Annotated in this window: 8 protein-coding genes; all 8 read right to left on the bottom strand. The window is 34.3% G+C overall.

Features of this window, described 5'->3' with window-relative positions; all coding sequences use genetic code 11:
- Positions 1–69: 69 nt before the first annotated feature.
- A complete protein-coding gene (gene radA, locus F7O84_RS00775; RefSeq protein ID WP_151140763.1) occupies positions 70–1,425 on the bottom strand; it encodes a DNA repair protein RadA in 1,356 nt (451 codons plus the stop codon).
- A 170-nt stretch (positions 1,426–1,595) separates the two neighbouring features.
- Positions 1,596–2,009, bottom strand: coding sequence for an endosialidase (locus F7O84_RS00770; protein ID WP_151140760.1), 414 nt, complete (start codon positions 2,007–2,009; stop codon positions 1,596–1,598).
- 112 nt (positions 2,010–2,121) lie between these two features.
- Positions 2,122–4,578 carry an ATP-dependent Clp protease ATP-binding subunit gene (locus tag F7O84_RS00765; RefSeq protein WP_151140757.1) on the bottom strand — a complete coding sequence of 819 codons (2,457 nt, stop codon included), beginning with the start codon at positions 4,576–4,578 and terminating at the stop codon, positions 2,122–2,124.
- A gap of 14 nt (positions 4,579–4,592) precedes the next feature.
- On the bottom strand, positions 4,593–4,961 hold the full coding sequence (locus F7O84_RS00760) for a GntR family transcriptional regulator (RefSeq protein WP_151140755.1): 369 nt from the start codon (positions 4,959–4,961) through the stop codon (positions 4,593–4,595).
- An 81-nt stretch (positions 4,962–5,042) separates the two neighbouring features.
- Positions 5,043–5,636, bottom strand: a complete 594-nt coding sequence (locus F7O84_RS00755; RefSeq protein WP_151140751.1) for an HdeD family acid-resistance protein — start codon at positions 5,634–5,636, stop codon at positions 5,043–5,045.
- A gap of 310 nt (positions 5,637–5,946) precedes the next feature.
- Positions 5,947–7,380, bottom strand: a complete 1,434-nt coding sequence (locus F7O84_RS00750; RefSeq protein WP_151140750.1) for a 6-phospho-beta-glucosidase — start codon at positions 7,378–7,380, stop codon at positions 5,947–5,949.
- 105 nt (positions 7,381–7,485) lie between these two features.
- Entirely contained in the window at positions 7,486–9,387 is a 1,902-nt protein-coding gene (locus tag F7O84_RS00745) for a beta-glucoside-specific PTS transporter subunit IIABC (RefSeq protein ID WP_151140748.1), read from the bottom strand.
- Between the two features lie 338 nt (positions 9,388–9,725).
- Positions 9,726–11,222 (bottom strand): glycerol kinase GlpK, encoded by a 1,497-nt coding sequence (glpK, locus tag F7O84_RS00740; protein WP_151140777.1) that lies wholly within the window; start codon positions 11,220–11,222, stop codon positions 9,726–9,728.
- Positions 11,223–11,263 lie beyond the last annotated feature (41 nt).

Below are 11,263 nucleotides of genomic sequence, written 5' to 3'. Positions count from 1 at the left end.
TGTGTGTCAATTTAACTTTCACTAAATGACGTTTTAATGGCACTCCACATTATCCAAAAAACATGTATCTTATATTGCATGAATCGCATCTCTAAGATTTCCGACTCCTATAATTTCAATCCCTTTGATCTCTTTTAGGTTTTGTGAGGATACCTTAGGAATAATACACCTAGTAAACCCTAGCTTCTTAGCTTCTAGAACTCTTTGTTCAGCCATACTTACAGAACGAACTTCGCCGCTTAAGCCTACTTCCCCAAATACAATCGTCTTTTCAGGTATCACTTTATCTTGATAACTTGACACAATAGCCATTACAATTGCCAAATCAATAGCAGGTTCATTTATCTTAATTCCTCCTGCAATGTTAACATAGGCATCGCAAGATGATAGCTGTAATCCAAATCTTTTTTCTAAGACAGCCATTAACAAGTTCACTCTATTAAAATCAGTTCCAACTGCCGTTCTTCTTGGCAATCCAAAATTAGTTTGGCAAACCAGAGCTTGAATTTCCATTAATATTGGTCTTGTTCCTTCCATTGAACATGCAACCACTGATCCAGAAGCATTCTCTGGTCTTCCCTCTAGCATATATTCCGAAGGATTTGTAACTTCTATTAATCCCTTTTCTGCCATTTCGAAAACGCCAATTTCATTGGTAGAACCAAATCTATTTTTTACTCCTCTAAGAATTCGATATGAGGCATGTCTATCTCCTTCAAAATATAATACGGTATCGACCATATGTTCAAGTACTCTAGGTCCTGCTACTACTCCTTCTTTTGTAACATGCCCTACAATAAAGATAGAAATTCCATTTCCTTTAGCTAACTGCATTAATAAAGATGTAGACTCCCTTACTTGCGACACACTTCCTGGTGCGGCAGATATAGCTTCATTGTACATGGTTTGAATGGAATCAATTACAACAACCTGGGGTTTTAACTTTTTTATTGCCTCACTTGCTAAGTCTAAATTTGTTTCACATAGAATAAGAAGATCATTTGTAAACTGACCAATTCTTAACGCTCGCATCTTAATCTGCTTAAGTGATTCTTCTCCTGAAATATAAAGCACTTTTTTTTCTTGCGTTGTTAGCGTTTGACAAACCTGAAGTAATAAAGTAGATTTTCCGATTCCAGGGTCGCCTCCAACTAACACTAATGAACCCTGTACAATTCCTCCCCCTAGTACTCGATCTAGTTCTTGCATACCTGTTTTTATTCTTTCTTCTTCGTTGGTCTCAATTTCAGATATCTTTGAAGGTTCGGTATATTCAATTTTTTTTATCTTTCCATTCGTGCTTTTTGATACTGTTTCTTCAACAAAAGAGTTCCATTCCTTACAAGCTGGACATTGCCCCATCCATTTACTTGATTCATATCCACAATTTTGACAGAAAAAAACACTATTTTTCCCCTTCGCCATATCATCCTTCTCCTTATTCTTCCTTTATATACTTCTTTGGCAGCGTAACTTTTTTATAGAATAGAGTTGTTAAGTATTTTTCTATTCTATAGAAAAGAATGTTACAGTTAGACTTTTGAGTCATTCTGTAACACTCTTATTCTTGTTCCATATAATAGTTATGCTTGTCTTTATAATTTAATAATCTTAACGTGTGACTGGTCATCCTTACTAAGCTCAACACTTAACGCTAGCTTACCACTTAGATTGGTTTTCATCTTTCCAACATTGGTATCATCAATAAATATCTTATATTCTGTATCTTCTGCTAACTCTACTGTTATCTGAGCATCTTCTGCCCCTTCAACATAAAATTGAACTCCTGACTCAGTTACATTCATATGGTTAACTGCAGTTCCTGGAACGGACTCATAAACAAACATTCCATTACGTTCCAACTTAGTAATTTCATGATAAGTTTTTACCTTATATAAATCACCCTGATGTTCAAAGTCTTGAAGTTTAGCTTTTTTATCTAATGTATAATCTCCAAAACTAATAGTTCCATCAACTTCACTGCGTATCAGCTCTTTTATTACCGCCATCTTATAGCCCTCCTATTATGGCAACAGAAATTTTTCTATTGGTTATGACTGAATCATTCTTTCAATCTAATCTCTATTATATAATAAATCCTCATTTTTTGCTAGATGTTTCTTACTCGTTCACAGAAAATTCGACTTGTTTATTTTTCATACCAACAGCTACCGTATCTCCATTTTTTATCGTTCCTTTTAATATTTCTTCTGCTAGTTTATCTTCTATATTATTTTGAATTGCACGTCTTAAAGGTCTTGCACCGTACTTTTCATCATATCCACTTTCTGCTATAAACTTCTTAACAGAATCTCTCACTACAAGATCAAGATTCATCTGGCTCTTGCATCGATTTACCAAGCTCTTTAACATAATTGTTACTACCTTTTTCACATGCTCTTTACTCAGTGAATGGAACACAATTGTTTCATCGATACGATTTAAAAACTCTGGTTTAAAGGTCTGCTTTACTTCATCCATTACGTTATTTTTCATGGCTTCATAATTTTTCTTGTCATCATCAATCGTTCCAAAACCAAGTTTCTTTGGTGATATGATGGCTCTAGCTCCTATATTAGAGGTCATGATAATAACTGCATTTTTAAAGCTAACTTTTCTACCTTGTGAATCAGTAATATGTCCATCATCTAATACTTGTAGCAATACATTAAAAACATCTGGATGTGCCTTTTCTACCTCATCAAAAAGAATTACCGAATAAGGATTTCTTCTGACTTTTTCGCTTAATTGTCCTCCTTCATCATAACCTACGTATCCTGGAGGAGAACCAATCATTTTGGAAACACTATGTTTTTCCATATACTCTGACATATCTACTCGTATCATTGATTGCTCGTCTCCAAACAACGCTTCTGCAAGTGCCTTTGATAATTCTGTTTTACCCACACCAGTAGGTCCTAAGAATAAAAACGATCCAATCGGTCTATTCGGGTCTTTTAATCCTACTCTTCCTCTTTTAATCGCTCTTGCAACTGCACTTACTGCATCTTCCTGTCCAATTACTCTTTTATGAAGTAGGGTTTCTAATCTTCTTAAGCGTTCTGTTTCTTCTTCAGCTAATTTTTTAACTGGTATTTTGGTCCAGTCTGATACAATTCCCGCAACTTCATTTTCACCTACAACCAATCGCTTGTCACGTAAACTTTTTGATAGTTTTCCCTTCATTTTATCAAGCTTTAATTTCTCTGCTTTTTGCTTTTCACTAATTTCAGCGGCTTTTTCAAAATCTCCAGATTTGATTAACTCTTCTTTGAATTCTTCCAATTCTTTAACATGCTCTTCAATTTCTCCTAAGCTATCAGGAATTTTTGCTCCACTTAATCGAAGTTTGGATGATGCTTCATCAATGATATCAATTGCCTTGTCAGGTAAAAAGCGATCGTTGATATATCGGTCAGACATTTTAACTGCTGCTTCAATACCCTCATCTGTAATTTCCACATTATGGTGGTTCTCATACTCTAAACGTAGCCCTTTTAATATTTCAATGGTCTCTTCTATAGAAGGTTCATCCACCATAACTGGCTGGAATCTTCTTTCTAATGCCGCATCTTTTTCGACATATTTTCTATATTCTTCGATTGTAGTAGCACCGATTAATTGTATTTCACCTCGTGCAAGAGAAGGTTTTAATATATTGGATGCATCAATTGCTCCTTCTGCTCCCCCTGCTCCAATTATTGTATGAATTTCATCAATAAACAAAAGTATATTTCCTGCTTCTTTTACTTCTGATAATATCTTTTTGATACGTTCTTCGAATTCACCACGATATTTTGAGCCAGCTACAACTCCAGATAAATCAAGGGTTACTAATCTTTTATCTTTTACACTATCTGGCAAGGTTCCTGCTATCATGCGTGAAGCAAGGCCTTCTGCAATTGCAGTTTTACCAACACCTGGCTCACCAATTAAACATGGGTTATTCTTTCCTCTTCTGCTAAGAATTTGAACAACTCTTGCTATTTCTTTTTCTCTGCCTATAACAGGGTCTAATTGACCACTTCTTGCTAACTCAGTCAAATCTCTACTATATTGATTTAAAGTAGGTGTTTCTAATTTACTTTTTTTCTTGATTGGCTTTCCGTTTTGAAACTCTTCTTTATAAAGGCTTCCATCCTCACCCATTGCAACAAGGATCTCTACATATATTTTTTGCATATTGGCGCCAAGGGTTGTGAGTAGTCTAGCTGCTACACTATCTGTTTCCTTAACAATAGCTATCAGTATATGCTCGGTACCTACCTTTTCAGAACGAAATCTTTTTGCTTCTTTTTCACTATTTTCCAATACTTTAATTGCCCTTGGCGTATACCCTTCTTTTTCTAAGATCACAGTATTATCAACAGATGGAGCAATAAGTTGTTCGATGAGATCAAGTAATGAATCTTCTTCTATATTACTGTTGTATAATACCTGCGCAGCTACACCTGTGCTTTCCTTTAATAATCCTACTAAGATATGTTCTGTTCCTATATATCCATGTTTTAACTGTTTTGCAGTTCTTTTTGCTAAATCCAGCGCATTCTTGGCTTTTTGTGTATATTTATCTTGCATATTATGCCCTCCACTTAATTATATTCGTCAAATATTTCATCTATTAAATCATGCACTTCATTGCGCCTAATGTTCTTACAACATCCTTTTGCTAACAGCACAGTTAATTCTTTCTTCATTTCATCCAGTGCCTTAATTTTGTCACAACTTAATGCTATAATTGCTCCATTTCGTCGGTCTAGGGTTATAAATCCCTCTTGCTTTAATACCGAGTATGCTTTGTTTACAGTATGCATGTTTATTCCTATATTATCTGCTAACTGTCGAACAGAAGGTAATGTCTCTCCTTCTTGAATTCTCGAAGTTGCGATTCCTATTATAATCTGGTTTCTAAGTTGAATATATAGTGCTTCTTCACTATTAAAATCAATTTCAATAAACAACGATATCACCTTCTTCAGTAATTTATTATTTTATCTGTTATATATATAGTAGCACACTGTGAAATATTTGCAATATTTTTTTTACAGCTTTTCATCAATATATGCATTATTTATTGTGTTCAATGACTCTTTTATTTCTTTGGAAGCTTTTATCAATCTAGATAGGATCCAAACAGTTGCAATTCCATTGTATAGAAAACTCACTCCACTTATTATTGAAAACGCTTCTGTTGTTTTGAATGGGTTGTAAAAGATAAGTATTGATAAAGCAAAATTCATAACTCCTAGAAGCATGGCAATCCACCAGTACTTATAATATTTACTTTTTAATTCGATGGCCAGCTTAATATTAAGTATTCCCCCAATCATGAGCAGGAGTCCTAAAATAAAAGGTATTATGTTCGTGACACTAGAGGGATTACTTATTATACATATTCCAATCACTCCAGTTATTATCGATACCAAAATATTTAATACAGCTAGGCTATGTTTGTTTTTCATTTTAAAATATAGACCTACATGAAAAATAGCACAAATCATTAAAATCACGCCGAGTGCATAGCTAATTGCCGTTGTAGTTATCTTTGGTTCAATTAATAGTACGATTCCAAAACTTATACTTAAAATTGTAGTTAAAATAAAGCTTGCTTTTGTACTTTTTAAAATTTTATCCATGTTATCATCCCCTGAAATTGTAATTACATTTATAATACTCTTATTTTCTTGATTTTTCCACTCTAAATGCACGATTCTTTGTCAAGACATTATCATTTTGAAGTTTTTGAATTTATGCTAGATCGTTTAATTGGAGAAATATTTGAATAAGGAGGTATTTATGAAAATACTACATTGGCATGACTATAGGAGTATTATTATCATTGATTGGAATACTTTCCATTTAAAACGTATAAAATAAAACTGTCTTAAATCTATTTAGATGTAGCAAAGCTCAGTCAATAAAATCGACTGAGCTCTCATTTTTATATTACAAACATTCTCCGTTTGATTCAATTACTTTTTTATACCAATCAAAGGAGGCTTTCTTTGAACGTTTCAGGCTTCCATTGCCTTCATTATCTTTATCTACATAGATAAATCCGTATCGTTTTTTCATCTCACCTGTGCTTGCACTTACTAAGTCTATACATCCCCATGGCGTATATCCCATTAATTCTACTCCATCTTCATTTACTGCATCTTTCATGGCTTTAATGTGAGCTTTTAGATACTCAATGCGATATGCATCATTAATTTTCCCTTCTTCATCTGGGATATCCACAGCTCCTAGTCCGTTTTCTACAATAAATAACGGCTTTTGATATCTGTCATACAAAGAGTTCATCGTAATTCTTAGGCCAAGTGGATCAATTTGCCATCCCCATTCACTTGCCTTTAGATAAGGATTTCTCAAGGTAGCAAACACATTTCCTTCTGTCTGGCTATTTACTTGTGGATCGGCACTGGTTAGTCTTGAAGAATAATAAGAAAATGAAATAAAATCAACCGTATATTTCTTAAGAATCTCTTCGTCCTCTTTTTCCATTTTAATATTTAATCCATTTTTCTCAAACATTTTCTTGGCATAGTTTGGATATTCCCCTCTTGATTGTACATCAATAAAGAAATAATTTTCTCTATCTTTTTGTATGGATTTCCATACATCTTCTGGTGCGCAAGTATTGGCATAAGTATTGCCAGCTGCAAGCATACAGCCAATTTTAAATTCTGGATTGATTTCATGTCCAATTTTAGTAGCCAAGGCACTTGCTACCAACTCATGATGAGCTGCCTGATATTTTACTTCTTCCTGATTTTCTCCCTCTTCAAACAAAATACCAGCTCCCATAAATGGAAGGTGCAACAACATATTTATCTCATTAAAAGTCAACCAGTATTTTACTTTGTTTTGATAGCGAGTAAATATGGTCTCACAATATCTTACATAGTGATCAATCATTTTGCGACTTTTCCATGAACCAATGGTTTTGATTAAATTCATTGGAACATCGAAATGACAAATGGTTACCAATGGCTCAATTCCATATTTTAAACATTCATCAAATAGATTATCATAAAACTGCAATCCTTCTTCATTTGGACTCTTGTCATCTCCATTAGGGAAAATTCTTGACCACGCAATTGATAATCGATAACACTTAAATCCCATTTCTGCAAATAGCGCAATGTCTTCTTTATAATGATGATACATATCAATTGCTTCATGACCAGGATAGTAATGCTCATTATCGCATTCTAACATTTTAAGCTGTCCTAACGCTACAGGAAAACGATCTTTTCCCGCTGGAATTACATCTACATTAGCAAGACCTCTTCCGCCTTCTAGATAAGCACCTTCGCATTGATTTGCCGCTGTTGCCCCTCCCCATAAAAATCCTTCTGGAAATTTTTTTACACTCATTGATTAACCCATCCTTTCTCGTTTTTGTATTACTTTCTTGTGTTTTTAAAGTCACATCTAATTCTTAGATTGAATAGAGTGCCCGTAAAACGGACACTCATATTTTTACAGTAATTGAATTAAATCTTCACCGCTGCTTACTTTTTTATTGATATCATAAACTACGTCTACATAATCATTGGAATTTGTAATAATGATTGGTGTATGAATAGAATAACCTTCACTTTGAATTCCATTTAAATCAACTTCAAGAAGTAGCTGTCCTTTTTTTACTTTATCACCTTGTTTTGCTTTTACATTAAAATATTTTCCATTTAATTTTACAGTATCAAGTCCAATATGAACTAGTACTTCTGCACCTGTGTCTGATACAATTCCAAATGCATGTCCTGTTGGGAAAAATGTAGATATTTCTCCATCGCATGGAGCAACGATTTTTCCATCTGTCGGCACAATCGCCACACCTTTTCCTAAGGCACCACTTGCAAATGCATCATCTTCTATTTTGCTTAAATCCATTACTTCTCCAGTTACAGGAGATGCAATACTTGTTACTTTGTTTTGAGAAGTTGTTGTCACTTTATTCTGACTAGCTTTCTCTTCATCACGATAAGTTACCATTGTAAGTATAAATGAAACTACCATTGCTACAAGTGCTGAAATTGCCGCATATAATACGCCGGTTGTATCTCCGTTACTTATATTAATATAACCAGTAAAACCAAAGATTCCTAAACCGCCTAGTGTGTATCCTGTAAGATTTGTTAATCCTGCAATAGCACCACCAATTGCGGCACCAATACAACTGATAACAAACGGCTTCTTCTTAGGTAAGGAAATACCATAGATAGCTGGTTCTGTTACACCAAAGAAACCTGATACAATTGCTGGAATTGCTAATGATTTCAATTTTTTATCTTTTGTCTTTATAAAGATTGCAATGATAACTGCTGTTTGTGCAAAGGATGCTGCAAATACACCTGATAAAACAGTATCATAACCTAATGTCATCATATTATTTAATGCAATTGGAACAACGCCCCAATGTAAACCAAAAATTACAAATACCTGCCACAATGCACCTAAGATAAGTCCTGCTAAGATAGGGCTAACTGCGATTAATGCACTTAATCCTGCACCAATTAAGTTTGACAACCAAGTTGCGATTGGACCAACAATAATTAATGTTAGCGGTACGGAAATAAGCAAAGTAAAAAATGGAACTAAGAATAATTTAACTACATCAGGTATCATTTTCTTAAAGAACTTTTCAACCTTTGCTGCTAGTGCTACTGCCAAGATAATTGGAACAACTGTTGAAGAGTAGTTCATTAAAATTACAGGAATTTTTAAAAATGTAATAAACACTGATGACTCTACAATAGGTACTCCTGCAAACAAGGTCATTATCGATTCACCAGACATTTTGGCTGCTAAATCTGGGTAAAGCATTGCCATACCAATTGCCATACCTACAAATTCATTTACCTTGAACTTCTTAGAAGCTGTATAACCTAATACAATAGGTAAAAAGTAAAAGAACGCATCGCCAGTTGCCTGTAATACCATATACGTACCACTTGTATTAGGATATAATCCAATTGCCACAAATAAAGCATTAAAACCTTTTATCATACCAGCCGCTCCTAGAACTCCAAGGAACGGAGTAAATACTGCTGAAATAATAGCGATAAACTTATTTAATAAGTTTTGATTGTCATCTTCTTCCTCTTCCACATCACTAGAAGATGTATTTTGAATATGTCCTACTTCACAAACCGTCTTATAAACATCTGGCACGTGATTTCCTATTACTACCTGATATTGTCCACCACTTTGAACTACGGTTACAATACCTTCTGTGTTTTTTAATATATCTGTATTTGCTTTACTCTCATCTTTTAATTTAAAACGAAGTCTGGTGATACAGTGAGTTAGACTAATAATATTTGACTTACCACCTACATTTTGAATAATGATTCTTGCTAATCCATCATATTTATTCATATTCGCGTCCTCCCATTATTGTTATTCTTATATGTTTTCCAATTTTATAACAACTATGTTATTAAGTGAATAAATTGTAAAACGAAAGCAGTAGGCCTATACTTATGAAATAGAAAAACCCAAATCAAACCTAAGTATACGCGTCTACCTAAATTTGATTTGGGTTTTGCCTCCCTAAAAGTAACAATCCGCAAACCTTTTTCATATTCACTATAGACATATGGTACTATACGTTTGCTTTTTTGTCAACACTATTTTTGTAACTTTGTATATTATACACGATTTTTATTACATGTTTTTATACAAAATAACAATAACTTTTCTATTTGAAACCTCTTCTAATCATTATGGAACATACAAGTAGCTTTAACACTTTGTAGCCAACCTTTATAAAGCTTCTCTCTTTTAAGCTCCTCCATATTTGGTTCAAAAACAGTATCAATTTTGTAATAATCAACCACTTCACTTTTACTTGACCAAAAGCCCACACAAAGCCCTGCCAGATAGGCTGCACCAAGTGCCGTTGTCTCACTTACCACAGGTCGCTCTACCAAAGTATTTAGAATATCACTTTGAAATTGCATTAAAATATCATTTTTTACAGCTCCGCCATCTACTTTTAATTTTTTCAAATCAATTTGACTATCTTTTGACATGGCTATAATAATATCTTTGGTTTGAAAGGCAAGAGATTCCAGCGTCGCTCGAACCAAGTGACCTTTTGTTGTACCTCTTGTAAGTCCAAATACAGCTCCCCTTGCTTTCTCATCCCAATAAGGTGCTCCAAGTCCAACAAAAGCAGGTACTACATACACGCCATCACTATCTAAGACTTCTGAGGCGACTTCTTCACTTTCTTGTGCTGTATGAATCATCTTTAGCCCATCTCTTAGCCACGATATTGCACTTCCTGCTACGAATATACTACCTTCTAGTGCATACTCTACCTTTCCATCCAATCCCCACGCTATTGTTGTTAACAAGCCATGCTTGGATTCGATTGCTTTTTCGCCTGTGTTCATAAGCAAGAAACAACCCGTGCCATACGTATTCTTTACCATACCCGGTTCAAAACACGCCTGACCAAATAAAGCTGCTTGTTGGTCTCCTGCAATTCCTGCAATTGGTATCTTTTGACCAAAGAAATGATAGGAGGCAGTATACCCGTATAAATATGAAGAAGGCAATACGTCTGGAAGCATTGTTTTCGGTACTTTAAAAATCTCTAATAATTCTTCATCCCATTTTAAATCATAAATATTAAACAATAAGGTTCTAGATGCATTGGAATAGTCTGTTACATGGCAAACTTGTCCTGATAATTTCCATATTAGCCAAGTGTCAATGGTACCAAATAAAAGCTCTCCTCTTTCAGCCTTGTCCCTAGCACCTTCTACATGATCTAAAATCCATTTTACTTTAGTTGCTGAAAAATAAGGGTCAATAATCAGACCTGTTTTTTTATGAATGACTTCTTCTAGACCTTTGCTTCTTAATTCTTCGCATATATTGGCAGTTTGCCTTGATTGCCACACGATTGCATTATAAATCGGAACACCTGTTTGTTTATCCCACACTACTGTTGTTTCTCTTTGATTGGTTATTCCGATTGCACTGATTTCTTCTGGATTGATACCAGATGTCGTTATTACATCCATAATCACAAATAAGACACTCAACCATATTTCATTTGCATCATGTTCTACCCATCCAGACTTTGGAAAAATCTGATTAAATTCTTTTTGAGAAATGGCAACAATATTTGTTTCCTTGTCAAATATAATAGCTCGGCTACTTGTGGTTCCTTGATCAATTGCTAAAATATAGTTTCCCATCATTTCATCTCTCTTTCTTATTGATAATATGCTTCTAAACC

Origin of the sequence: Candidatus Galacturonatibacter soehngenii (assembly GCF_008830185.1) — a bacterium.
Lineage (GTDB): Bacteria > Bacillota > Clostridia > Lachnospirales > Lachnospiraceae > Lachnotalea > Lachnotalea soehngenii.
Note: the sequence above shows the minus strand (reverse complement) of the source record. Positions and strands in the feature narration are given on the sequence as shown.